Source organism: Mucilaginibacter sp. PAMB04274 (assembly GCF_039634385.2).
Lineage (GTDB): Bacteria > Bacteroidota > Bacteroidia > Sphingobacteriales > Sphingobacteriaceae > Mucilaginibacter.
The window spans coordinates 5,483,665-5,508,144 of record NZ_CP155081.2; the positions used below are offsets into that span (position 1 = coordinate 5,483,665).

The window sequence follows — 24,480 nt, forward strand, 5'->3', positions numbered from 1 at the left end:
ATGCTTGTCATCAACATATATATACCATCGGAATTAATTCAGTTTTAAAGGCTTAAGTGCCCGGTTTGCTTATTTGTTTTGAATATTTGTACATTCATCTGGTCAAAGCAGTGAAACCTTTTATGAGAATAATTAAATTACTTATTACTATTCCCTTCATTATTAACTTAGCCCAGGCGCAAACCGCTCCACCTACCGATATAGCCACCATAAAGCAAAGTTTTAAAAAGCTGAGTGTACTGGGTAGCGTGCTGTACGTTGCAGCTCACCCCGATGATGAGAACACCCGCCTGCTAGCTTATCTGGCACGCGAAAAAGGTTATCGTACCGGCTACCTGGCTCTTACCCGCGGCGACGGTGGCCAAAACCTGATCGGTAACGAACAAGCCGAACTATTAGGCTTAATTAGAACACAAGAGCTGTTAGCAGCACGCCGTGTTGACGGTGCCGAACAGTTTTTTACGCGTGCCAATGATTTCGGATTTTCGAAAGGACCGGAAGAAACCCTGAGATTTTGGGACCGCGACAAAGTTTTAGGCGATATGGTTTGGGTAATACGCCGGTTTAAACCCGATGTAATGATATGCCGTTTCCCAACAACCGGTGAGGGCGGCCACGGGCATCATACGTCGTCGGCTATTTTAGCGCAGGAAGCTTTTACTGCGGCGGCCGACCCTAAACGTTACCCCGAGCAATTAAAGTATGTACAACCATGGCAGGCCAAGCGCCTGCTGTGGAATACCTTTAATTTTGGCAGCACCAATACCACCGCTGCCGATCAGTTTAAGATTGACGTTGGCGTTTATAACCCAGTGCTGGGCAAAGGCTATGGCGAAATTGCAGCCGAGAGCCGTTCCAATCATAAATCGCAGGGCTTTGGCACGGCCAAACAAAGGGGCCAATCGTTCGAGTACTTTAAAAACCTTTTGGGTGAGGCTCCGCAAACCGACCTGCTTGACGGGGTTGCCACCAATTGGAAACGGGTTAAAAACGGCGATGACATTGCTAATAACATTACCACTGTAGGCAAAAATTATGACAGTGAAAATCCGGAAAAATCTGTTCCTGCACTTATTCAACTCCGCAATAAGATTGAAAAAGTAACCGATGTTTACTGGCGTACCCAAAAGTTGAGAGAGCTGGACGATCTGATTGCTGCTTGTGCCGGTCTATGGTTTGAAAGCTATGCTACTGAAGCTACTTATGCGCTTGGTGATAGCATAACTGTGAGGTCTCAAGTTTTAAACCGCTATAGTGATAAAGTAAGGCTTGCAGGCATCAGTACACAAAATTTTGCCAACGGTGGCCAGTCTTTGCCGGCTAATCAGCTTCAGCAGTTCACATCGCATAGCTATGCTAACAAAATAACACAACCTTACTGGCTCAATGGGCCGCATGGTATTGGTGCTTATACTTTACCGAATGATACCCTTGCCGGAAATCCTGAAAATCCGGATGCGCTAAAGATCAACTATGATTTTATTATTGAAGGTAAACTATTGCGCTATGAGCGCCAATTGGCCTACAAATATGTGGATCCGGTACGTGGTGAGGTTTACCAGCCGGTGGAGATAGCGCCGCCAGTAACTGCTACCATTGAAAGCAAGGCTTTAGTATTTAGCGCCGGTAAGCCGCAAACGCTTCAACTTAAGTTAAAAAGTTTTAAACTTACCACGGGCCGCATTTCTATTAAACCGGTTGGGGGCTGGCAAATAAGCCCGTCTTCAATTGATTTTAAAGACAAACGCAAAGGCGACGAATGGACGGCTGATTTTACCGTAACGCCGGCACCAAATGCTAAGAGTAGCGTAGCCGAAGTGCAGGTAACTGCAGGTGCGCAAATTTACATCAACGGAATACAGCATATACAATACGAGCATATTCCTAACATTACCCTTTTCCCACCAGCACAGACCAGGCTGGTTAATCTCGATTTGAAAACTGCCGGCAAAAAGATAGGCTACATTACAGGTGCAGGTGATTTTGTACCAGATGCGTTACGCCAAATTGGTTATGAAGTGCATTTATTAACCGAGGGTGAGATCATGAATACTGACCTGTCAGTTTATGATGCCATAGTAACCGGTGTGCGTGCCTACAATGTTGATGCACGCCTGGCTTATGAACAGCCCAAGTTAATGGAATATGTTAAAAATGGAGGCAACCTGGTAGTGCAATACAACAATTTTGCCGGACTTGTAGTGCAGCAAATTGGCCCCTACCCTTTCCGGGTGGTTAATGAGCGCGTAACCGACGAGCTTGCTAAAGTAACATTTACCAACGCGCAAAGCCCTTTGCTAAACTATCCCAACAAAATTACACAGGCCGATTTTGATGGCTGGGTACAGGAGCGCGGCTTATATTTTGTAAGTGATATTGCACCAGAGTACCAGGCCACTTTTGAAATGAACGATGCTGGTGAATCCAGCAAGAAAGGATCTTTAATTACGGCCAACTTTGGCAAGGGTAGGTTCGTTTATACTTCGTTGGCTTTCTTTCGTCAGTTGCCTGCTGGTGTACCGGGCGCCTACCGGCTATTTGTAAATTTGCTGAGTAAACCTTTACGATAGCGTTAAGAGCCAGGATAATATCCAATTATAAAACCGTTTTCACCTCAAAATTTATAATGATGCCTTTTTATAAAAGCCCTCCCTTAAAGGGAGGGCTTTTACGGCGGTTAGGCCGTAAAAGCGGCCAACCCTTTTTCTATTCTGGCAATAACCTCGTCTTTGCCTAACGCGGCGGCAATATCAAAAACATGTGGGCCAAACTTGCCGCCAACCAGCATAATACGAAAAGGTAGCATGGCGTCACCTGGCTTTAAGCCTTTCTCAGTTAGCAGCAGTTTAAAGTTATTTTCCAAATCAATAGCATTCCAATCAGCAGTTTGCTGTAATTGGGTAATTAATGTTTGGAAAAATTCGGTTTTAGCTTCATTCCATTTTGGCTTTACAGAATTAAGGTCATACTCATCGGGTTGTTTAAAAAAGTACCAGGCATGCTCATATATATCGGTTAGCAATACCAAACGGTCTTTAACCAGTTCGGTTACCGTTTGCAGATAGCTGTCATCGGTAACAGTAACACCTTTGGCAGTTAAAACGGCCTTGGTTTCTTTTATTAATCTTTCGGCATCCAGCTTTTTGATCCACTCGGCGTTGTACCACTTGGCTTTTTCAAAGTCAAATTTAGCGCCTGCTTTGCTAATGCGCTCCATCGAAAATTTTTCAACCAATTCATCCAGTGAAAAAATTTCCTGATCGGTACCATCGTTCCAGCCGAGCATCGCCAGCAGGTTTATAAATGCTTCGGGCAAAAAGCCAATCTCGCGGAAGCCTTCTGTTTGTTCGCCGCTTTTAGCATCATCCCAGGTCATGGCATATACGGGGAAGCCTAAGCGCGCGCCATCGCGTTTGCTCAGTTTACCATGGCCGTCTGGTTTAAGAATAAGTGGTAAATGTGCCCATTGCGGCATGCTGTCCTTCCAACCCAGGTATTCCCACAACAGCATGTGAACCGGAGCCGATGGCAGCCACTCCTCACCCCTGAAAGCGTGCGATATCTGCATTAAAAAATCGTCGACCACCACGGCTAAATGGTATGTAGGCATACCATCGGCCTTTAACAATACTTTATCATCAACAGTATTGGTGTCAAAAGACACATAACCGCGTATCATGTCGTTAAAGGATATGGTTTCATCCTCCGGCATTTTAATACGGATTACATGCGGCGTGCCGGCATCAAGCAACTGATCTACTTCATGCTCAGGCAGTGATAGCGAATTACGCATTTCATTACGGTGTGCCATTCCATACTGAAAGTTAGGCACATCCTTACGCTTTTGTTCCAATTCTTCGGGCGTATCAAATGCATAATAAGCATGGCCATGCATTACCAGTTTTTCGGCGTACTCGCGGTAAAGCGCCTTGCGCTCACTTTGGCGGTATGGGGCAAACGGACCACCAACAACCGGACTTTCATCTGCATTCAGTCCGCACCATTTTAAGCACTCTATAATATATTCTTCGGCACCTTCCACATAGCGGTTTTGGTCAGTGTCTTCTATTCTCAGTATAAATGTTCCGTTATGCTTTTTAGCAAACAGGTAATTAAACAGCACGGTACGCACACCACCCAGGTGCAAACCACCAGTTGGGCTGGGCGCAAAGCGCACTCTTACATTTGGATTTAACATGCCGCAAATATAGTGAGTGGAGCAGTGAATGAGAGAATGAGTGTATAGTTATTACCTGGCAATTACCTGATTAATGCGCCAATTAGTATATAATTAACGCCAATAATTAGTCATAGTAAAACAGGATGAACGTTTTTGCACTTATTTAGTACTTTGATATGCGCAAAAACTTTCATCCACCCACTCATTCACTCATCCACTCACTATATTTGAGCAGTTTATGAGCAACCCCTACCAACGCAAAAAACGCTGGAAATACCTTTTACTTTTTTTTGCCGTAATTATAGCCGGCAGTTCGTTGCTGTACACCAAATATCTGGTTAAAAACATAGCCAAGTCTGAACGTACCCGTGCTCAAGTATGGGCACAAACCATGAAACAGGTTTTTTCTACAGTAGATGAAGATCAGCTCAATTACGTTTTTCTGGTGCGTGACAGCCTAACCGTACCTGCTCTGATAACCGATGAAAAAGGCGACTTTAAATTTCAGCGTGGTTTAGACTCAACAAAAACCTTTATAGAGATGCCGCCTGAGCCCGGTGTGGATAAAAAGAAACAGCCCGTATATGATCCAGCCTATTTTGAAAATGAGCTGGCTACAATGAAATCGCAACACGAGCCTATTAAAATTAACGTACCGGGCTTCAATAATAGTTATTGGCTGGTATATTATAAAGACTCTCCTTTATTAACCCAGCTACGGGTATTCCCTTATATACAGCTCACCATTATTGCTATATTTTTAATGGTGGCTTACTCTGCCTTCAGTTCATCGCGCAAGTCTGAACAGAACCAGGTTTGGGTGGGTTTGGCAAAAGAAACGGCCCATCAGTTGGGAACGCCCATCTCATCATTGCTGGCATGGATAGAGTTGTTAAAAGACAAATTTGATGCAGAAAATGATACGCTGATAAACGAAATGGCCAATGATGTAAAACGGCTGGAAGTGGTTGCCGACCGTTTTTCTAAAATTGGCTCAAAACCGGTGCTCGAGCCCCATTCCGTTTACGAGGTGGTAAAAGATTTTGTGGATTACTTTAAAGTTCGCGTGTCTGACAAGATCAGCTTTGAGCTTAACGGCGATCGCTACCTTAAAGCCGGCATTAACGTGCCGCTGTTTGATTGGGTGATTGAAAACCTGTTAAAAAATGCAGTAAATGCTATAGAAGCCCCTGGCAGCATTAAGATAGATGTTATGGCCAGCAAAACACGAAGCCATATTTATATTGACGTAACCGATACAGGCAAAGGTATACCCCGTTCAAAATTTGTTACCGTTTTTAGGCCGGGCTACACCACACGTAAACGTGGCTGGGGCCTGGGACTTTCGCTTACCAAGCGCATGGTAGAAAATTATCATAACGGGCAAATTTTTGTTAAAGACTCTGAACTGGGCAAAGGCACTACTTTCAGAATTGTACTTAAAAATATAGAAGATGATAATTAAGCCTGAGCCTGGCGAGTACGCGCCGTTTTATGCCGGCTATGTAGAGAAGGCTACAGCGCACAGTGATGTTCTGCAAACGCTTACGCAATTAAAGGAAAGTACCTATCAGTTTTTTACAGCGCTGCCTGCCGAAAAGGAAAACTACGCTTATGCAGCAGGCAAGTGGACCATTAAACAACTGTTGAGCCATATGATTGATGCCGAGCGGGTATTCGCTTATCGTATTCTATGCTTCTCGCGACAGGACCAGAACCCTTTGCCAGGTTTTGATGAGAATGGTTATGTAGAGAAGGCATCGTTACATACGAGAATGTTGGCCAACTTAGCTGCCGAGTTTAGGGCGTTAAGAGAAGCCAATTTGTTTCTGTTCAGGTCTGTTACGGATGAACAACTATTATACAACGGTACGGCCAGTGGCCAAACGGTTTCAGTTAGAGCGCTGCTATACATTACCGCCGGCCACGAGTTGCACCACCTGGACATTATTAAACAACGTTACCTGTAAACAGCAAAAAGCCTCTCCGTTTACAGAAGATGCTTTTTTGTGATAAGTGCGCTTTGCTTTTTATATTTATACCACGTCTTTCTCGTGAATATAAGCAGCTGGGGCTTCTTTATCAATGGTTTCTTTCTTTTCGATACGATAAGATAAGAAAAGGCCCAGGCCGCCAAACATGGCTATCAAACCAAAGTAAACGGCTTCATTATCTTTCATGCGGGCAAAAACGGTTGCATCAAGTACATAAGCTAAAAACAAACCCGAACCTGCACCTATAAGCAGTAAACCCCATTTAAGGTTCTGAAACGGAGCCGATTGTGGTTTATACCGGCGTGGATCCATACCACGCTCAATCATGGCCATTTTTTCACGTTTCTGTAAGTATACAATTCCAAAGATCATAGCAAATAAGCCAAGTGGTACTAAGATGGGTACTAATAATTGTGCGCCTTCCATGTTATTTAATTTTTAAAGTTATTGATTTGTTATCGAACGCCTCACCAACTGCGGTGATTTGTAAGCTATGACCACACGTTTTGTAAGCAGGTTACAGGTTTATCTTACTTTTTTTTAAAAAAAGGTAACAGGTTACCAAATGGACAGGCTAGTACAACATTTTGTACACCTCATATATATATAACTAATGCTTGCCACCAACAATAGGAAGTTGGGCACTCCGCTTATTTTTATAATTTTATTGCTAAACGCTGTAACCTGGTTTCAATTACTGTGGTCATAGTTATTATAAAATGCAAAGCAAGCTTTCAGATATAGAACTAATTGAACAAACCCTCGCGGGCGACCAATCGGCTTATGCGCATTTGGTTAAACGGCATCAGAGGTTTGTATTCACGCTGGCTGTGCGTTTTACCAAAACCCGCGAAGATGCCGAGGAGGTAGCACAGGATAGTTTCATTAAGGCTTATCGTTCATTGCAAAACTTCGCAGGTAACAGCAAGTTCAGTACGTGGCTATACAGTATTGTATATACCACGGCCATGACATTTTTGCGCAAGAGACGGTTGGATACTTCATCTATTGATGATGAAACCAATCATATACAGGTTGAGAACCACAGCAGCGGGTTAGAAAACAACATGGCCGAAAATAAATCACGGTCGTTTTATGTGAACCAGGCCATTGAACAGTTATCGGCCGATGACGCCATGATCGTCACCTTATTTTATAAAGGCGAGCAGTCATTAGAAGAAATTGCTGTAACTTTAGGCATTGAGCCTAACAATGTTAAAGTGAAACTATTTAGAGCACGCCAGCGTTTGAAAGAGAAGCTTGAGCGTAATTTAAAGCATGAAGTTAAGGAACTGATATGAACAACATTGAGGAAAAACTGTGGAATTTTATGGACGGTTCTTGCTCACCAAAAGAGCACGAGGACATCGCCAGGCTTATTGCCACAGATGAAATTTACCGGCAGAAATATGAGGAGATACTGGCATTTAACCAGGAGCTGCAAAGCATAGAACTGGAGATGCCGCCCATGGCCTTCACCTATAAAGTAATGGAAGGCATACGCACCGAAGAGGCCAGCAAGCCATTAAAAGCCACAATTGATACACGCATTATTAAAGGCATTGCCGCATTTTTTATATTAACCATTGTAGCTTTATTAGGCATCGCCCTGGTTAATACCGATTGGAGCATTAGTAGCAATAATGGCTTTCAATTGCCTGCAAGCGCCAAACTGCCCGAAATTGAGCACTATTTTAGCGGGCCGGCTTTAAAGGCATTTCTGTTTTTTGATGTGGTGTTAGCCCTGTTTTTATTTGACGGTTACCTGCGCAAACGTCATAATACACAACAAGCTTAAAAAAACTGACACTTTTGTACACAATGCTGAACATTAGTGTCTGTCATCCCTGATAGCTTGTCATGAAAACAAACTATCTTCATTAACTCACTCTATTTGAAAATCAGCCGAAAAGAAATTTTATAAAAATATGTGTTCTAACACAATTTTTGGTACAACAATTGTGTTAGTATATATGAATTGGTAAACTTACCAATTTAATTGTGATAAGGTTTAGGTTGAAAGTCCCCCGGTGCAAGACTGGGGGGCTTTTTATTTATAGCCACTTTTCACTTTCTTTAACTACTTCTCGATCATATTACTTTTCTCTGGTCAATAAGTTTCGTCGTAACTATTTATACCTTTGGTGCATCTAATTATAGATCATCATGAAAAAAATTTACATCTTAATTTTAGCTGTTATAATAGCAGGCAGCACCTTTTCTGCCCAGGCACAGGGCTTTAAAATGCCACAAGCCAGTTCGGCACAAACCCTTGTACAAGAATTTGGCTTAGGCAAGATCACTTTAAACTACTCGCGTCCCAATACTAAAGGCCGTAAAATATTTGGCGCATTAGAGCCATATGGTAAAGTTTGGCGTACCGGCGCAAACAATGCCACCGTAATTACCTTTACCGATGACGTTACGATTGAGGGCAACAAAGTGCCGGCCGGCGAATATGCCCTTTTTTCGATTCCTGATGCCAATGAGTGGACCATCATCCTGAACAAAACCACTAAACAATGGGGCGCTTATGAATATAAGCAGGCCGATGACTTTTTACGTTTTAAAGTAAAAGCTGCCAAAACTGCCGCACCTGTTGAAACTTTTACCATGCAATTTGCTAATGTTTTACCAACCACCGCCGAATTGCAATTAATGTGGGAACGTACTGCTATCAATTTGCATTTAGCAACCGATATTGATAGCCGGGTTATGGCCGGTATTGAAACCGCCATGAAGGGCGAAAAGAAGCCTTATTTTGCTGCTGTACAGTATTACTACGAAAACGGTAAAGATTTAAATAAGGCCTTGGAGTGGATTACCGAAGCTGAAAAAACAGCGCCAAAAGCCCCTTATTACAAATTATGGAAGGCGCGTATTCAATTGAAAATGGGAAACAAGGCTGCGGCTATTGCCACAGCTGAAGAAGGTGCACGCCTGGCAAGAGAAGAAAAGAATGATGAATACATTCGTTTAAACGAAGGAGTTATAAAACAAGCGAAGGGATAATTCTTTGCCTTAAGAAATACATCAAAGCCCGGCCTTAGTGTCGGGCTTTTTGTTTAAGAACGGATTGACAACCAGTGCTATTAACACCAATGCAATGCAGCCCAAGGCATTAAGCCATAAATAAGCTACTTTATCAGTATACCCTACGTATACTACAACGGCTTCGGCCAGTATTGCTGCTAAGAAGACGGCACTGCCTTTAATATGTTTCAGGTAAAAGGCAACCACAAACACGCCCAATATAACGCCATAAATGTATGAACCCAGCTTATTAACCGCCTCGAGCAGGTTGCCTAACTGCCCGGCGTACAGCGCCATAATTAAGCAAATAACACCCCAAAAAACTGTAGCCCAACGCGAGGCGGTTACATAGCTCTTATCGCTGGCATTTTTATTAATCACCCGTTTATAAATATCAACCACAGTGGTCGATGCCAGTGAATTAAGCGCACTGGCTGTTGATCCCATAGAGGCCAGGAACACAATAGCGATCAGCAAGCCGATTAACCCTTTAGGCAAATAATGCGTTACAAAATTCAGGAAAACGTAGTTGGTATCATTCACATCGGCCAGGGCATTGTTTTGCTTCATTAAAGCAATACCTTGTTTTCGCAGCGTATCGGCCTCGGTGGTGGCTTGTTGCAGCCTGCTTTGGGCAGCATCTATCCCCTTTTTATCCTTGCTATCTAAAGCATTTAACAAAGCTTCACTCTTCTCCTTTTTACTTTTAAATGCCTGGGCATATTGAGTTTCCAGCCGTTGGTATTGCACAGCGTAGCGGCTGGTCTTTATTTGTTCAACCTCGTTACGGTTAAAAAACATGGGCGGCTGTGTAAACTGATAAAATGCAAACACCAGTATCCCAATAAGCAGTATCAGAAATTGCATCGGTATTTTAATGAGGCCGTTCATGAGCAAGCCAATGCGGCTTTGCCCCGCCGAACTGCCCGTTAAGTAACGCCCAACCTGGCTTTGGTCTGTACCGAAATAAGATAACTGCAAAAAGAATCCACCTACTAAACCGCTCCAAACACTGTACTGATTTTTAGGATCAAAACGCCAATCAATTACGTTCATGCGGCCAAGTTTGCCTGCCAGTTGCAGCGAGTTTTTAAATCCAACACCATCTGGCAGTAACATTACTACTGTCACCCCGGCTAAAAACATGCCGGCAAATATGATGCTCATTTGCAGCATTTGCGTGTAAGAAACCGCCTTAGTTCCTCCGTAAACCGTATATACAATAACCAGCGTACCAATAAACAGTGTAGTATAAACCACATTAATTTGAAGGATCGCTGATAAAATTATAGAGGGCGCATATATGGTAATTCCTGTCGACAAGCCGCGTTGCAATAAAAACAAAAAAGCAGTTAAAGCACGGGTTTTCAAATCAAAGCGCTGCTCCAGAAACTCGTAGGCGGTGTAAACTTTTAACCGATGAAAAATGGGAACGAAAGTGATACAGAGCACAATCATGGCCAGGGGCAGACCAAAGTAAAACTGCACAAAGCGCATCCCGTCTGAATAAGCCAGACCCGGTGCCGAAAGAAAGGTAATAGCACTGGCCTGTGTGGCCATAACCGATAAACCGATGTGGTACCACGGCAGCGAGCGGCCGCCTACCAGGTACTGATCCAGATTTTTGCTTCCCCTGCTTTTATAAATGCCGTAAGTAATTATTACAGACAAGGTAACAGCTAAAACAATCCAATCGGTAAGGCTCATTTAAAACTAATAGTAACGAGCCAAAATACAAAAATTAAAAGAACCAGCCATACGATAACAATACCGTAAAACTGGTTCCAGTTGCGTATAAATGGAGGCAGGTCTTGCCGATCAGGCACTTTGACGGCCTTTAACCAATACTTTTAAAAATAAGGCTGCAGTAAGTAAGCCCAACACACCGCCAATTGGAATGTAAACTAAGCCCTGGTTTACAACAGCGCCAGTGAACAAGCCAGCTACTAGGCCAATAATGTAAAAATATGAATCGTTGTTTTCTTCTTCTTTATGATGATGTGCCATAACGTTTATATATCTATATGCGCAAAAGTAGCTGATTAACCTTTGGATACAAAACTTTGTTCGGCATAACTTTCAAATAATGATGTATTAAAGCAGTGTAAAAACCATGTAAGGCTGTATATTTCTTATAATTGTAAACCAGTTACCTTAAATTTATAACACCATGCATAAAGCAGGTATATATATTCTGGCCATTGCTGCCTTTGTGATTGCCTTAAACGCCCGGGCACAAACCAACCCGGTATCCAAAACCTGGGTTGCCGATAAAGGCAATGGCACCTACCAAAACCCGATCTTGTATGCCGACTATTCGGACCCTGACGCCATACGGGTTGGCAATGATTATTACATGACGGCTTCCAGCTTTAACTGCACGCCCGGCCTACCCATTCTACACTCAAAAGACCTGGTAAACTGGCGACTGATTAATTATGCATTGCCTAAGCAAGTTCCGGCCGATGTATTTAGCCAGCCACAACATGGTAAAGGCGTTTGGGCGCCTTGTATCCGCTTTCATAACAACGAGTTTTATATTTACTATCCGGATCCTGACTTTGGCATATACGTTATTAAAACCAAGAACCCAGCGGGTGAATGGTCGAAACCGCAAATTGTATTACCCGGCAAAGGATATATTGATCCTACTCCACTTTGGGACGATGACGGCAAAGTTTACTTGGCCATTGGCTGGGCCGGTAGTCGTGCCGGTGTAAAAAGCCTGCTCACTGTTTTCAGGATGAATAGCGCAGGTACCAAGGTTGTTAATGATGGCCGCCATGTGTTTGACGGGCACGAAAGCCACCCTACTATTGAAGGCCCTAAGTTTTACAAACGCAATGGTTATTACTATCTGTTTGCACCTGCCGGTGGTGTAGGCACGGGCTGGCAGTTGGTACTTCGCTCTAAAAACGTATATGGCCCTTACGAAGAAAAAATTGTGATGGATCAGGGCAAATCATCTGTTAACGGCCCGCACCAGGGGGCCTGGGTGGAAACGCAAACCGGCGAATCGTGGTTCATTCACTTTCAGGACAAGGGCGCTTATGGCCGCATTACACATTTGCAACCCATGCGCTGGGTAAACAACTGGCCCATTATAGGTGCCGACCCTGATGGCGATGGCAAAGGCGAACCGGTATTGGTTTATAAAAAGCCCAATGTTGGTAAAACGTATGCTATTGTTACACCACCAGAGAGTGATGAATTTAATACCGACAGTTTAGGACTTCAGTGGCAATGGCATGCCAATCCGCGATTAGAATGGAGTGCCAAAATACCAGGCAAAGGTTACCTGCGCCTCTTTGCCTATGCTACCGAAAAAGGGGCGCAAAGCCTGTGGCCAGTGCCTAATTTATTGATGCAAAAACTGCCTGCAGCCGCTTTTACTGCTACCACCAAAGTTAAATACACCGTTGAGCAGGATGCCTGGCAAGATAAAAAAGCAGGTTTGCTGATGATGGGTAACGATTACGCCTATATAAGCATTAGCAAAGACGAAAAAGGCTATAAAATTAGCCAGGTGACTTGCAAAGGTGCGGTTAACGGTGCTGGAGAGAACACGATTGATGAAAAAAGGATAAGCAGCAATGCAGCCTGGCTGCGCATGCAGGTAATTGCCCCCGATGCCAAATGCAGTTTTAGCTATAGCGAGGACGGCATCAATTTTAAACCCATTGGTGAGGCATTTACCGCCGCCCCCGACAAATGGATAGGCGCTAAAATGGGATTATTTTGCATTAGCAAACCGGAGGCACGCACCGGTGGATATGCCGATTTTGACTGGTTCAGGGTAGAGAAATAAATATGGCTTTATCATACCATCTATAAAAGAACACCTTACATTTGCAATGCACCTTTTACTATTTAAGAATAAACCAAACCATAATTATACAAGACCTTTTAACATGAAGAAATTTAGTCTAATTAATCTTGCTATCATTCTGCTCATGATCACCACTACCCTATCTTCTAAGGCACAAAAACAGCCAAGAGCTAATGCCAAAAAAGCTGTCGAAGAAGCTGTTGAAAAGCTGCGTACGCTAATGGTTAACCCCGATAGTGCAGCACTTTCAGCAATGGCGTCTGAAAAATTAACTTTCGGTCATTCGAGTGGTAAGATTCAAAATAAGCAGGAGTTTTTGCATTCATTTATCTCGGGCGATACTGATTTTACCAGCCTTGAATTTACCGATCAAACGGTAACAGTATCTGGAAGTACAGCTATTGTACGGCACACCCTAACCGGTGCTACAAATGATAAAGGCAAAGCACCCGGTACAGCTAAACTACTTATTATACTGGTTTGGCAAAAAGTAAAAGGTCAATGGGTGCTGTTAGCCCGTCAGGCAGTAAAACCTCCGGTTGCATAAATTAAAAGTATCAAACAATCAACAACAACACATGAGTAATTCATCTAACTTGTTTAATCTGCAGGGTAAAACGGCGCTGGTTACCGGCGGCAATAAAGGCATAGGTAAAGGCATGGCAATTGGTTTGGCCGAAGCTGGTGCCGATATTATTGTCGTATCGGGCTCGGTTGAACTGCAAGGCAGCGAAATTGAAAAGGAAGTAACCGCTTTAGGTCGCAAATTTAAGGCATACCAGGCCAACCTGGGCAACCGTGAAGGTTTGTACGCCTTTGTGAATAAAGTGCTGGCCGAGAATCCACAGATAGATATCTTGATAAACAATGCCGGCACCATTATGCGTAAACCAGCAGCCGAACATCCTGACGAATGGTGGGACAGCGTACTTTCTTTAAACCTCGACGCGCCTTTTATACTGGCCCGCGAAATAGGCAAGCACATGATTGAGCGTGGTAGTGGCAAAATCATATTCACCTGTTCGTTATTAAGCTTTCAGGGCGGCATTAATGTACCCGGTTATGCAGCCAGCAAAGGCGCATTGGCCAGCCTGGTTAAAGCGCTGGCTAACGAATGGGCATCTAAAGGCATTAACGTTAACGGTATTGCACCTGGCTATATCGCTACCGACAACACCGAGGCCCTGCGTAATGATCCCGACCGCAGCAAGAGCATTTTAGACCGTATACCGGCAGCACGCTGGGGCGAGTCTGAAGACTTTAAAGGGCCGGCTGTGTTTTTATCATCAGATGCTGGCAGCTATGTAAACGGCCACCTGCTTACCGTTGACGGTGGCTGGATGGGAAGGTAAACCTACACCAAGAACCAGGACTTTAACCACATCGAATAGTCTGAAAACGGGCTTAACGCAAGTGGTCACAGATAACTGATAACAGAAACCGGCCTTCGGCCACACACAACATACAACTGAAAACTATGGAAATAAGATTTGAGCATAGCAAGAAAGAGGTAAGCCGCATGACCACCGAGGAGCTTAGAGAGGCTTTTTTAGTGGAGAACCTAATGCAAGCTGACAAATTAACCTCGGTTTACTCGCATTACGACCGCACTATTGTTGGCGGTGTAAAACCGGTTAACAGCGCCGTTACCTTAGACAATCATCCCGAACTACGTGCCGAGTACTTTTTGGAGCGCCGCGAGATAGGCATCATTAACGTTGGTGGCAACGGCGTTGTAGTAGCCGACGGACAAACTTATGAACTGGATAAAATGAGCTGCTTGTACTTGGGAAAAGGCACTAAAGACGTAAGTTTCAAAAGTACAGATGCCAACAACCCTGCCGTATATTACCTGCTGTCGAACCCTGCCCATGCTAATTATCCTAACCGTTTAATGACCAAGGAAGAAGCAGCACCGGTACAACTGGGCGATATTACCACTTCCAACAAGCGCACTATTTACAAATATATTCACCTGGATGGCATACGCAGCTGCCAACTGGTTATGGGCTTAACCGTACTGGAAACCGGCAGCGTGTGGAACTCGGTACCACCACATACCCATACCCGCCGCACCGAAGTATATTTTTACTTCGATTTACCCGAAAACCAACGCCTGTTCCATTTTATGGGCGAGCCACGGGCCACCCGCAATATTGTGATGCAAAACCATGACGCAGTGATATCTCCGCCATGGTCTGTACACTTTGGCTGTGGTACAAGCAACTACGCCTTCATTTGGGGCATGGCTGGCGAAAACCAGGTTTACACCGATATGGATCCGCTAGCGGTTGTTGACGTTAAATAACTTCCACTAAGACAAAAAAAGCCGGCTAATTAGCCGGCTTTTTTTATACAGGTTTTTCTGCAGGTATAATTTCTAATCTTCGCCTAAATGGTGTAAGATTTGATAGCCTGGTTAAACAGATGTTTTTTTAGATACCCTTTACAACTTATGCCCAAAAAAAGAACAACGTTGCCTAAAGATTTTGAAGAACTTTTAAGTAAAAAAAGTTTGCAGGAACTTAAAGACATTTTTAACCAATGCGAGGTTGATGCTCATGGAGGATATGAAAAGCAAACCGCGTTAGCTTTTGATAATTGCCCTCATGAATTGGCAGAATGGTTGATTGAACAAGGGGCCGATTTACAAGCAACCGATACCTGGGGAAATACGCCTCTTCATACAAGAGCACGTAGCACATCAGGCAATATAGAAAGCTTGTTAAAGTTAGGAGCCGACATAAACAACAAAAGCAACTCAACAGGCACACCCCTCCATGCAGCTGCAGATGCTCACAATGTTGAAAACACAAAGCTTTTGCTAGCCCACGGAGCGAAAGCTGATGAACTTAATGCCGATGGATATACACCATTAGAAGTAGCACTCAGCACCTGTAATAATATAGACATTGTTGAAACTGCAGAAATATCCGGAATTTACCTGAATGCAGGTGTGCAAACTACTTCAAGGATGAAGGATCTGGTTGCCAAAATAGGTAGCACTTTTGAGTTTCATAGAGCCAATTTTGATCAAGATACGGTAGCTGAAGTAAGTGAAGCTTTAGAAGAATTATACAGACTGTTCAATGTAGTACCGGTATCCAAACGTATTTTGCACGATGGTAAATCTCCGATAATTACCACCGCAGTAACCTGGCAAAAACAACATCAGGACCTTTGGGAACAACTGGTTCCTTCAAGTGGCCATGCCGCAACTATTCAGGGTGAAGTTATCCGCATTACAGGTCGGGTTGCCCGTGAATTAGAAGGCAACGGCGGTGTAAACTGGGACGGAGAATACAAAAAGATGACTGATGCGCTACTTGCATACTTGAAGCAAGGGAAGCAACTGTCTTCAATTGAATTGGCGGAAGTGGAAGATCTTGTTAAAGAAGTTAAACAAAAATCAGGCAATACCGCCCGGCTGTGCGAACTTAGCGTTAGTAGGTGACAGAAAACACGCTGCCTTTAACGCTTTCCTCTATATCTTGTAAGCGATAACTGATCTGTTTTTTGACCTTAACTACATCAAACTCTACACAAAGGTGTATATATAAAAAAGCCGTTTCAGTAGACTAAAACGGCTTCTCTTTGTCGGGATGGCAGGATTTGAACCTACGACCTCCAGCACCCCATGCTGGCGCGATACCGGGCTACGCTACATCCCGAAGATTGCTTATCTTCTATTACATTCCATCTTATATCTTGTGATATCGCCCTTTTTAAGCTTTAGACTTCGTTTAATAGAAAGAACTTCATTCCCAACACTAGAGTATAATAAGGGGCAACAATGTTGGGATTGCAAATATATAAGTTTAAGCAACACATGAAAAAGTGTTTTGCAAATTGTTATTGTTCAAGTTACTGGTGTGTAACAGTAACTGGTGCATGTGACTTTAAATGATTGGCTAAATAAGATAATTTGTATGATCATGTTGTTGCAGAACAAGTGATCACTCATCCCCAAAATAAGGTTAATTCCTCACATTCCAATTAAACCATGCTATAGTAAAACAGTCATAAATACAGCCAAAGTACCTTATGAATTATTTACCTGCCAAACTCGCGTTTACTTTCTTGCTCATGATGGGGCTTACCACCGCATACGGGCAACAGTATTCAACCAGCACCAGGGTAAACATTTTTGGCGACACCATAACCACCTACACTAACAGCCAGGGAAGAACCGAATATACAGTTACCAAAAAAACAGACATTTTCGGGAACAAGATTGTCACAACCTCAGATGGGGAGGGTAAGGATGTTAAAACATTCAAACAATCGACCGATATTTTCGGGAATAAGATCCTGAAAGGCGTGGATGGTGACGGCAAGGAAATTAAAGTGGTTAAAAGTTCTACTGATATTTTTGGAAACAAAATACTATCAGTTTCAGAGAACGGGCAACCTACTGCAACGATTAAAATATCCAACGATATTTTTGGTAACCGTATAAAGACAGTCACTACAGATAGTGAAACCACTACACTAAAGACCTCCAAAGATATATTCGGAAATGAAACAAAGGAAATCATCGGATATGATGGATCGCGAATGACCGTGAAAAGCAGGATGGATATATTAGGTAACCGTATAAAGGAAGTGGCAGACAGCCATGGACAGGTTATCGCAACCATTAAAAGCACTACAGACATATTAGGGAATGTGAATAATGTGGTAACGGACCAGCATGGTACCGAAATACTTTCGGTCCGGGGTCGTAAGGGTATATTCGGGAAAGAAACTGATGTGGTGTCCAGTAACCTTAAGCCCAACCAACAATCCTTTTATCTGCATCTGATAGAGGGCCAGTTTTAAAATGATTACTTCAGCATGATGCCCTACTGCAATCTGGTAGAACTTTGTTGTTTTAATAAGGGATAGAATGAAAGTCTACTCATACTTTAAAAGCCCAGATTGGCCAGTGCAAGTAGATAACTTACAACATTAATTAAACGGCCACTGCGGTTATTATTTACGGATTATTTATTGTGTTAAGCCTTCAACAATATCTGCTTTAAAAGGGCTGACGGGAAGGTTCCTGTTTGTAAAAAGATTAGCGTCTATGGGAGAGTTGCCCCAGGCGTAACGCACAAACTTAGGCGTCTTCACCTCGTTACACTGAACGCTAACCTTGTTATTGCTAATTTCGGCATTTGCCGGATAAAACTGATGGTCTTGCCCGGCTAATTCAAAACCTTTAAGTGGTTCCCCGTCTTTAATCACCAACTTATCCTCAGGGTTTGTAAAGCTTATGATAACCTGTGCCCCTTTTACTTCTGCCGACTTAAACACCGGACTCGAATAAAAGCCGGCGATGTGGTAAACCAATTTAAGCGCTGTGCTGGCAAGGCGCATTCCCACCGGAAACTTGTTTACGGGATGCAGGTTTAAAGGGTCGCCCACATCATAAGTAACGGCCATACCCGTATTAGGTAAACTTAAGGCCAACCTTTGCGCCTCTCTCAGCTCTGCCCACTGGCTTTCCTGATCACCCTTTTTCATTAAACCAAAAGATGGCATTTGTACATAAACAAAGGGGATATCCTTTTTCCAATGTTTGCGCCAATCATTAATAAGCAACGGAAAAACAGTACAATACTGTAAAGCTCTTTGCGCGTTAGCCTCGCCCTGATACCAGATCACCCCAGCAATTGATAATGGTGTCAAAGGATTAACCATTCCGTTAAATACCGTGTTTACGGTGTTGTTGGGTGTTGGCTCTATATGGTAGGACTTACCAAAGTCGGGCATGAGCTTCCATAAGTAATCGTTAAGACTTAAAGTTGTGTCAGCAAATTTGATGTGAGTATTCTTAGCATCACCATTAATACCAAAACCAAACCACCATGGGTCTTTTTGGTCTGACTTTAAATGCAGCAGTAAGTTGTTTGCACCTGGGTTCCATATACCGGCAGGTAATTGCAATGGCTTATTTTTAGGTAATGCTCCACTAAAAACGGATTTGCCATTAATAAAAATTTCCATGTCGGCATCTGTTTCCCCTAAGCTTAATGTTGAGGGTTTTGCTGCGCTGCCGCTGTTAAGCATTATGGTTCTTTGCATAAACCCCGTTCCTCTGAAAGCGGCAAGCTTGTCTTGCCATTGCCATGCACCAATGCTCCCGGTTCTCCATTTATCAAAAAATGAGGGTGGGTTTGCGGCCAATTTTGCTGCGTTAAAAAGTGCTGCTTTTGCGTTATTATAAACATAGGCTTTGGTCTCCTTATCTATATTCTGCTTAATTTCTTCCCAATTATTGGGTTGCTTTTGTACAATTGGTTTTAAAGTAGCATCATTTAGCATGGCCTCTTTGCTTATCCAACACTCTGCTTGCGATGAGCCCCAGCTACTATTAATTATTCCTACGGCAACATGTAGCTTTTGCGCTATTTGTTTAGCAAAAATGTACCCTACTGCACTAAAATAACCCACGCTTTTAGAGTCAGCATTTTTCCACTCACCAGCAGATAAATCCTCTTCAGGATTGAGGCCCATCTTTTGAGGAACTAAAAACTGGCGTACAGCGTATTCCCCTATGCTTTTACGTTCTGAATCGTAATTGTTGGATTGATTTAAGAAGAATTGCATATTAGACTGCCCCGAACAGATCCAAACCTCGCCTATCATCACATCCTTGTAGGAAATATGGTTATTGCCTGATAAGATAGACATAACGTATGGCCCCCCTGCTTGCATAGGTTTTAAGGAGATTACCCATTTACCTTTTGAATTAGCCTGAGCTGTTGCTTCCTGTCCGTTAAACGCAATAGCTACATTAGCTTCTGGCGTGCTCCATCCCCATATGTAAACATCCTGGTTTCGTTGTAACACCATATGGTCGGCAAATAACTTGGCTGTTGATAATTTAGCCTCGGCGTTTTCAGCACATCCTGAAAAAAGGTATAAAAGCAGTAACAGTTGAAGCTTTAACAGATATCTGTACGTTGTTATCATTATAAAAATGAGGTAGTATGAATTGAACGAGTAAAGGCTAATAAATTGTGAATTAGCTTTATTAAAATCAAATGACGATATGGTCAAGCAACAACAATACAAGGCAAAGTTTAGTTTGGTGGGATAGATTGGTTTTAAGCGGTATGCAGTTAAATTCTACTTCGCCCTTAAATCTTGTCAAATTATCAGCACCTCTTAACCATTAAACAACATAATTACTAGTTTTAGTTAAGTTTGATTGAGATAAACGGCTTTCTAATTTTCGTTTAGCTTTATATTAACTACTTTAGTATTTGGTATGCAGGCGTCAGACAATTATATTATCTTAATTGATAGGGTGAATGCTTTTATCCGGAAGTATTACCTTAATAGTTTATTGCGCGGACTTATTTTTTTAGGAGCCGGCCTTTTTACGGCTTATATTACAATTGCCCTCCTTGAGTATTTTGGCAACTTCAGCACACTACTGCGCACCATTTTATTTTATGCGTTTATTGTGTTAAACCTGGTGCTGCTGTTTTGGCTGGTTATTCCCTCATTATTTGCTTACTTTAAATTAAGCAAAACACTTACACACGATGAAGCTGCTGCTATTATAGGCGAACATTTCATCGATGTGAAAGATAAATTGCTCAATACCCTGCAGCTTAAAAAGCAAGCGGAGCAGAGCGAGCAGCATCGCCAGCTTATTGAGGCCAGCATTAACCAAAAGATAAATACGCTCAACCCGGTAAGCTTCCCTACGGCCATCAACCTTAAACAAAATAACCGGTATTTAAAGTGGGTAGCGTTTCCTGTAGCAGCTATTGTTATTATTGCTTTTGCTGCGCCATCGGTACTTACAGAAAGCACCAAACGCCTTATACGGCACAACGAGCACTTTGCTCCTGTGGCCCCGTTTAAGTTTATTGTGCTAAATTCTTCTTTGGCAATTATGCAGGGCAACGATTTAAAGTTGGATGTTAAGCTTGAAGGCAACGCGCTTCCTGCCAATGTTTATATTGAAACAGGCAACAACACTTTTAAGCTCGATAAAGAAAACTTGTCGCGCTTTCATTACCTGTTTGCCAATTTGCAACAAAATACCACATTTCGTATTTCGGCAAATGGGTTTACATCGCAACCCTACCATATTCTGGTAAACCAAAAGCCCTCATTAATGCATTTTGATGTAGAACTGTTTTACCCTGCCTACCTGCACAAGGCCAACGAAAAGTTAAGCAATGCAGGAGATCTGACCGTTCCGGCCGGAACAACCGTTAAATGGCAGTTGCATACACAGCACGCGGATGAGTTAGTTTTTACCCTTAATCAAAACAAAACGAAGCTCAAGACACAACAAAATGGCACCGTTGAGCATAGCGAACGGATACTGAACAACACTACGTACAGTTTGCTGCCGTTAGCCAACTCCAACCAGCAAGGGGATGCGGCCAGCTACCACGTCAATGTTATTGCCGATGAAATGCCGGCTATCAACCTACAGGAAAAGCAAGATTCTATTAGCAGCAAAGCCATTTATTTTAATGGTGACATACGCGATGATCATGGTTTTTCGTCGTTAACTTTCCATTACACTACCAACGTTCCGGGCGCAAAAGCAAGATCTGCTAGCAAATCTATAAAGGCCGACTTGAGCAATACACAAAGTACCTTTTTTCACTTTTGGAATTTAAGTGAATTGAACATTCAACCCGGCAGCCAGGTGAGTTATTATTTTGAGGTTGCTGATAATGATGCCGTATCGGGTCCGAAAAAAGTACGCACCCCCGAGCGCACTTTGCAAACGCCTACCGAGAAGGAATTGAACGAGCAATTGAACGCCAACACGCAAGCCGTAAAGCAAAAAATGGTATCGGCTATTAAACTGGCCGGACAGGTTGAGCGCGAGGCACAGAAGCTGAATCAAATGTTGCTCAACAAAAATGCGTTAAGCTTCGAAGAAAAGAAACAGGTAGAAGATCTGCTTAAAAGAAAAGCAGAGTTAAATGACCTCGTCAAAGAAATTCAGGCAGAAAACAAGAAAGACCTTTACAACCGCCAGGAAAACCAGGAGCAAACTGCCGAACTGCAGCAGAAGCAGAAAGAAATGGAAGACCTGTTTAACCACGTGCTGGACGAAAAGACCCAGGAAATGTTAAAGAGGCTTCAGGAGCTTTTGGAAAAGGAACAGAAAGAAGGAACCCGAAACGAATTGTCCAAAATGCAGAACGATAATAAATCCTTAAAAAAGGAATTAGACCGTATGCTGGAGCTTTATAAACAACTGGAGTTTGAACAAAAACTGAATCAAAATATTGCTCAGTTGAATAAACTGGCCGAGCGCCAGGAAAAGCTGGCGGAGCAAACACAACAGCCGGATGCCAATAAAGAACAGCTGCAAAAAGAGCAGGATCAAATAAAAAAAGATTTTGAGGATGTAAAAAAGGCCATGCAGGAGCTGGATAAGGCTAATGAGCAGCTTGAACGGAAAAATAATTTTGAGAAGGCGGAAAAAGAACAATCGGCTGTAGAGCAGCAGATGGAGAAGAGCAGCGAACAATTACAAAAAAATAATCGCCCAAAAGCAGCACAATCTCAGCAACAGGCGGCTAAGCAAATGCAGCAAATGGCACAAAAAATGCAGCAGGATCAGCAAGAAGGCGAGGAACAAGAGAACCAGGTAAATACACAACAGTTACGCGAGTTATTGAAAGTGCTGTTATCCAGTTCATTTGAACAAGAGAAAGTGATGCAAACGTTTAGAGGGATGAGTGCCAATGATCCGGCTTATGTGCAAACTGCGCAGAGGCAAAAAGATATTAAGGACAATTTAAAAACGGCTGAGGATAGCTTATATGCTCTGAGCCGCCGTGTGCCACAAATTCAGAGCGCTGTGAATACCGAGGTTAAAGGCATTAATGATAATATTGACCGTGCACTCGATTTGTTAGGCGACCGCCGTACGCCCGAAGCTAACCGCAACCAGCAGTACGCCATGACGGCCATGAATAACTTGGCCCTGATGTTGAGCGAGGCATTAGAGAATATGCAGAATGCCATGAGTAAAAGCAGCAGTAAGGGCGGTAAGAAACAACAATCATTATCGCAACTGAGCCAGATGCAGCAGCAGCTTAATCAAAATATGCAAAAAATGCGTGAGCAGATGCAACAACAAGGCAACCAGGGACAGAGTGCCAAGGGACAGGGTCGGGAGGGTAACAACCTGAGTGAGCAGATGGCACGTATGGCCAGACAGCAGCAGCAAATAAGGCAGCAACTGGAGCAGATTAGCCGGCAGCAAAATAAGGATGGAACCGGAAAACCGGGTAACCTTGACAAAATTTCCAGAGAAATGGAACAAACTGAAAGCGATCTCGTAAACAAGAAAATTACGGAGGAATCGTTAAAGAGACAGCAGCAAATTCAAACCCGGTTGTTAGAGGCCGAAAAAGCAGAGCAGGAACGGGAACAAGATAAGCAAAGAGAGAGCAAGGCAGGGAAAAACTTACCGCCGGGGTATATAAAGGCTTTGCAAAGCTATCAGCAAAAGAAAGCTAAGCAAACCGAACAGATACAGACCGTACCATCGGTGCTCAATCAATACTATAAACAAAAAATTAAACGTTACTTTGACCAACTTAATGCCAAATAACATACAACCCGACAGTGTGCAAACAGGGGAACTGTTCACACTGCAGCTTCCGTCGACGTATGATAGCATCACTTTGCTTGAAAACCTGATTGAAGAAATTGCTGATAAGTTTAGTATAAGTGAAGATACTTTTGCCAATATGATGACCTGCCTTAACGAGGCAGCTATAAATGCTATTGTGCACGGCAACAAATTGGACCCAAATAAAAAAGTGATTGTAAACGCCGAGGTTGATGCCAAAAGGGCAGTTTGGACTATTACTGATGAAGGCGAAGGTTTTGATTACAATCACCTGCCCGACCCAACAGCAGAAGAAAACCTGGAAAAGTTAACCGGACGAGGCGTGTTTATTTTAAAGCACCTGGCCGACCAGTGCGTGTTTAACTCCAAGGGTAATGAAGTAGAACTGCACTTTAAATTTTAATGGCTGCAATTCATTTTTTTACTGAAGACACCAGCTATAAATTAAAAAACAAGTTACCGCTTAAACGCTGGATAAAAGACACTATCGCGGCTGAAGGTTACCGATTGAGTGAGCTGAATTACATTTTATGCTCAGATGCATACCTGCTGCAAATAAATCAGCAGTATTTAAATCACGATACGTACACAGATATTGTGACGTTTGACAATTCAGAAAAACCAGATACCATTACCGGTGATATATTCATTTCTGTTGAACGTACGCAGGAAAATGCTATCAAGTTCAATGTTTCGCCCGAAACTGAGCTGCACCGCGTTATTATACACGGTGCTTTACACCTATTAGGCTACAAAGACAAGAAACCTGCTGATAAACAGCTCATGACGGCTAAAGAAAACGAATATCTGGCCTTAAAATCTTTTTGAT

Annotated in this window: 20 protein-coding genes and 1 tRNA gene; 15 read left to right on the forward strand and 6 right to left on the reverse strand. The window is 43.0% G+C overall.

Annotated elements, in window-relative coordinates:
- Positions 1–122 precede the first annotated feature (122 nt).
- Positions 123–2,570, forward strand: coding sequence for a PIG-L family deacetylase (locus tag ABDD95_RS23395; RefSeq protein ID WP_345949789.1), 2,448 nt, complete (start codon positions 123–125; stop codon positions 2,568–2,570).
- 107 nt (positions 2,571–2,677) lie between these two features.
- Here the strand turns inward: ABDD95_RS23395 and gltX are convergent, their stop codons facing one another.
- Entirely contained in the window at positions 2,678–4,198 is a 1,521-nt protein-coding gene (gene gltX / locus ABDD95_RS23400; protein ID WP_345949790.1) for a glutamate--tRNA ligase, read from the reverse strand.
- 220 nt (positions 4,199–4,418) lie between these two features.
- On the opposite strand from gltX, the gene ABDD95_RS23405 reads away from it, so the two are divergent.
- Both ABDD95_RS23405 and ABDD95_RS23410 read left to right on the forward strand, forming a co-directional pair.
- Entirely contained in the window at positions 4,419–5,645 is a 1,227-nt protein-coding gene (locus tag ABDD95_RS23405; protein ID WP_345949791.1) for a HAMP domain-containing sensor histidine kinase, read from the forward strand.
- On the forward strand, positions 5,635–6,150 hold the full coding sequence (locus ABDD95_RS23410) for a DinB family protein (RefSeq protein ID WP_345949792.1): 516 nt from the start codon (positions 5,635–5,637) through the stop codon (positions 6,148–6,150). The genes ABDD95_RS23405 and ABDD95_RS23410 overlap by 11 nt, the downstream gene beginning before the upstream one ends.
- Before the next feature lie 66 nt (positions 6,151–6,216).
- Here ABDD95_RS23410 and ABDD95_RS23415 read toward each other — a convergent pair whose 3' ends face one another.
- A complete protein-coding gene (locus tag ABDD95_RS23415; RefSeq protein ID WP_345949793.1) occupies positions 6,217–6,600 on the reverse strand; it encodes a DUF6249 domain-containing protein in 384 nt (127 codons plus the stop codon).
- 293 nt (positions 6,601–6,893) lie between these two features.
- Between ABDD95_RS23415 and ABDD95_RS23420 the strand changes: the two genes are divergently transcribed.
- From ABDD95_RS23420 to ABDD95_RS23430, 3 genes are all read left to right on the forward strand, one after another.
- Positions 6,894–7,475, forward strand: coding sequence for a sigma-70 family RNA polymerase sigma factor (locus tag ABDD95_RS23420; RefSeq protein WP_345949794.1), 582 nt, complete (start codon positions 6,894–6,896; stop codon positions 7,473–7,475).
- Positions 7,472–7,972, forward strand: coding sequence for a hypothetical protein (locus tag ABDD95_RS23425; protein WP_345949795.1), 501 nt, complete (start codon positions 7,472–7,474; stop codon positions 7,970–7,972). The genes ABDD95_RS23420 and ABDD95_RS23425 overlap by 4 nt, the downstream gene beginning before the upstream one ends.
- Positions 7,973–8,340: 368 nt before the next feature.
- Entirely contained in the window at positions 8,341–9,186 is an 846-nt protein-coding gene (locus ABDD95_RS23430) for a DUF2911 domain-containing protein (RefSeq protein WP_345949796.1), read from the forward strand.
- Positions 9,187–9,207: 21 nt separating this feature from the next.
- Here the strand turns inward: ABDD95_RS23430 and ABDD95_RS23435 are convergent, their stop codons facing one another.
- Both ABDD95_RS23435 and ABDD95_RS23440 read right to left on the reverse strand, forming a co-directional pair.
- Positions 9,208–10,914 carry a sodium:solute symporter gene (locus ABDD95_RS23435; protein WP_345949797.1) on the reverse strand — a complete coding sequence of 569 codons (1,707 nt, stop codon included), beginning with the start codon at positions 10,912–10,914 and terminating at the stop codon, positions 9,208–9,210.
- Positions 10,915–11,025: 111 nt separating this feature from the next.
- On the reverse strand, positions 11,026–11,214 hold the full coding sequence (locus tag ABDD95_RS23440; RefSeq protein ID WP_345949798.1) for a hypothetical protein: 189 nt from the start codon (positions 11,212–11,214) through the stop codon (positions 11,026–11,028).
- A 163-nt stretch (positions 11,215–11,377) separates the two neighbouring features.
- Between ABDD95_RS23440 and ABDD95_RS23445 the strand changes: the two genes are divergently transcribed.
- The 5 genes from ABDD95_RS23445 (at position 11,378) to ABDD95_RS23465 (ending at position 16,490) form a co-directional block, all read left to right on the forward strand.
- A complete protein-coding gene (locus ABDD95_RS23445; RefSeq protein WP_345949799.1) occupies positions 11,378–13,015 on the forward strand; it encodes a glycoside hydrolase 43 family protein in 1,638 nt (545 codons plus the stop codon).
- 103 nt (positions 13,016–13,118) lie between these two features.
- Entirely contained in the window at positions 13,119–13,583 is a 465-nt protein-coding gene (locus ABDD95_RS23450) for a nuclear transport factor 2 family protein (RefSeq protein ID WP_345949800.1), read from the forward strand.
- Positions 13,584–13,614: 31 nt separating this feature from the next.
- Positions 13,615–14,388 carry an SDR family oxidoreductase gene (locus ABDD95_RS23455; RefSeq protein ID WP_345949801.1) on the forward strand — a complete coding sequence of 258 codons (774 nt, stop codon included), beginning with the start codon at positions 13,615–13,617 and terminating at the stop codon, positions 14,386–14,388.
- 125 nt (positions 14,389–14,513) lie between these two features.
- Entirely contained in the window at positions 14,514–15,344 is an 831-nt protein-coding gene (kduI, locus tag ABDD95_RS23460; RefSeq protein ID WP_345949802.1) for a 5-dehydro-4-deoxy-D-glucuronate isomerase, read from the forward strand.
- A 147-nt stretch (positions 15,345–15,491) separates the two neighbouring features.
- Positions 15,492–16,490 carry an ankyrin repeat domain-containing protein gene (locus ABDD95_RS23465; protein ID WP_345949803.1) on the forward strand — a complete coding sequence of 333 codons (999 nt, stop codon included), beginning with the start codon at positions 15,492–15,494 and terminating at the stop codon, positions 16,488–16,490.
- A 143-nt stretch (positions 16,491–16,633) separates the two neighbouring features.
- Here the strand turns inward: ABDD95_RS23465 and ABDD95_RS23470 are convergent.
- Positions 16,634–16,707: transfer RNA gene (locus ABDD95_RS23470), tRNA-Pro, on the reverse strand.
- Positions 16,708–17,080: 373 nt separating this feature from the next.
- Here ABDD95_RS23470 and ABDD95_RS23475 point away from each other — a divergent pair.
- Positions 17,081–17,857, forward strand: coding sequence for a hypothetical protein (locus ABDD95_RS23475; RefSeq protein WP_345949804.1), 777 nt, complete (start codon positions 17,081–17,083; stop codon positions 17,855–17,857).
- A gap of 168 nt (positions 17,858–18,025) precedes the next feature.
- Here ABDD95_RS23475 and ABDD95_RS23480 read toward each other — a convergent pair whose 3' ends face one another.
- Positions 18,026–19,996 (reverse strand): sialate O-acetylesterase, encoded by a 1,971-nt coding sequence (locus ABDD95_RS23480; RefSeq protein WP_345949805.1) that lies wholly within the window; start codon positions 19,994–19,996, stop codon positions 18,026–18,028.
- 298 nt (positions 19,997–20,294) lie between these two features.
- Between ABDD95_RS23480 and ABDD95_RS23485 the strand changes: the two genes are divergently transcribed.
- From ABDD95_RS23485 to ybeY, 3 genes are read left to right on the forward strand one after another with little or no spacing between them, the layout of a single operon-like run.
- A complete protein-coding gene (locus ABDD95_RS23485) occupies positions 20,295–23,630 on the forward strand; it encodes a DUF4175 family protein (protein WP_345949806.1) in 3,336 nt (1,111 codons plus the stop codon).
- Entirely contained in the window at positions 23,620–24,054 is a 435-nt protein-coding gene (locus ABDD95_RS23490) for an ATP-binding protein (protein WP_345949807.1), read from the forward strand. The genes ABDD95_RS23485 and ABDD95_RS23490 overlap by 11 nt, the downstream gene beginning before the upstream one ends.
- Positions 24,054–24,479, forward strand: a complete 426-nt coding sequence (gene ybeY, locus ABDD95_RS23495; RefSeq protein WP_345949808.1) for an rRNA maturation RNase YbeY — start codon at positions 24,054–24,056, stop codon at positions 24,477–24,479. Before ABDD95_RS23490 ends, ybeY begins: the two co-directional genes overlap by 1 nt.
- Position 24,480: the final 1 nt, after the last annotated feature.

Excerpts from the sequence above, each read along its gene's own strand:
- ABDD95_RS23395 (WP_345949789.1), top strand. The coding sequence starts at position 123 with ATGAGAATAATTAAATTACTTATTACTATTCCCTTCATTATTAACTTA.
- gltX (WP_345949790.1), bottom strand. The coding sequence starts at position 4,198 with ATGTTAAATCCAAATGTAAGAGTGCGCTTTGCGCCCAGCCCAACTGGT.
- ABDD95_RS23405 (WP_345949791.1), top strand. The coding sequence starts at position 4,419 with ATGAGCAACCCCTACCAACGCAAAAAACGCTGGAAATACCTTTTACTT.
- ABDD95_RS23410 (WP_345949792.1), top strand. The coding sequence starts at position 5,635 with ATGATAATTAAGCCTGAGCCTGGCGAGTACGCGCCGTTTTATGCCGGC.
- ABDD95_RS23415 (WP_345949793.1), bottom strand. The coding sequence starts at position 6,600 with ATGGAAGGCGCACAATTATTAGTACCCATCTTAGTACCACTTGGCTTA.
- ABDD95_RS23420 (WP_345949794.1), top strand. The coding sequence starts at position 6,894 with ATGCAAAGCAAGCTTTCAGATATAGAACTAATTGAACAAACCCTCGCG.
- ABDD95_RS23425 (WP_345949795.1), top strand. The coding sequence starts at position 7,472 with ATGAACAACATTGAGGAAAAACTGTGGAATTTTATGGACGGTTCTTGC.
- ABDD95_RS23430 (WP_345949796.1), top strand. The coding sequence starts at position 8,341 with ATGAAAAAAATTTACATCTTAATTTTAGCTGTTATAATAGCAGGCAGC.
- ABDD95_RS23435 (WP_345949797.1), bottom strand. The coding sequence starts at position 10,914 with ATGAGCCTTACCGATTGGATTGTTTTAGCTGTTACCTTGTCTGTAATA.
- ABDD95_RS23440 (WP_345949798.1), bottom strand. The coding sequence starts at position 11,214 with ATGGCACATCATCATAAAGAAGAAGAAAACAACGATTCATATTTTTAC.
- ABDD95_RS23445 (WP_345949799.1), top strand. The coding sequence starts at position 11,378 with ATGCATAAAGCAGGTATATATATTCTGGCCATTGCTGCCTTTGTGATT.
- ABDD95_RS23450 (WP_345949800.1), top strand. The coding sequence starts at position 13,119 with ATGAAGAAATTTAGTCTAATTAATCTTGCTATCATTCTGCTCATGATC.
- ABDD95_RS23455 (WP_345949801.1), top strand. The coding sequence starts at position 13,615 with ATGAGTAATTCATCTAACTTGTTTAATCTGCAGGGTAAAACGGCGCTG.
- kduI (WP_345949802.1), top strand. The coding sequence starts at position 14,514 with ATGGAAATAAGATTTGAGCATAGCAAGAAAGAGGTAAGCCGCATGACC.
- ABDD95_RS23465 (WP_345949803.1), top strand. The coding sequence starts at position 15,492 with ATGCCCAAAAAAAGAACAACGTTGCCTAAAGATTTTGAAGAACTTTTA.
- ABDD95_RS23475 (WP_345949804.1), top strand. The coding sequence starts at position 17,081 with ATGAATTATTTACCTGCCAAACTCGCGTTTACTTTCTTGCTCATGATG.
- ABDD95_RS23480 (WP_345949805.1), bottom strand. The coding sequence starts at position 19,996 with ATGATAACAACGTACAGATATCTGTTAAAGCTTCAACTGTTACTGCTT.
- ABDD95_RS23485 (WP_345949806.1), top strand. The coding sequence starts at position 20,295 with ATGCAGGCGTCAGACAATTATATTATCTTAATTGATAGGGTGAATGCT.
- ABDD95_RS23490 (WP_345949807.1), top strand. The coding sequence starts at position 23,620 with ATGCCAAATAACATACAACCCGACAGTGTGCAAACAGGGGAACTGTTC.
- ybeY (WP_345949808.1), top strand. The coding sequence starts at position 24,054 with ATGGCTGCAATTCATTTTTTTACTGAAGACACCAGCTATAAATTAAAA.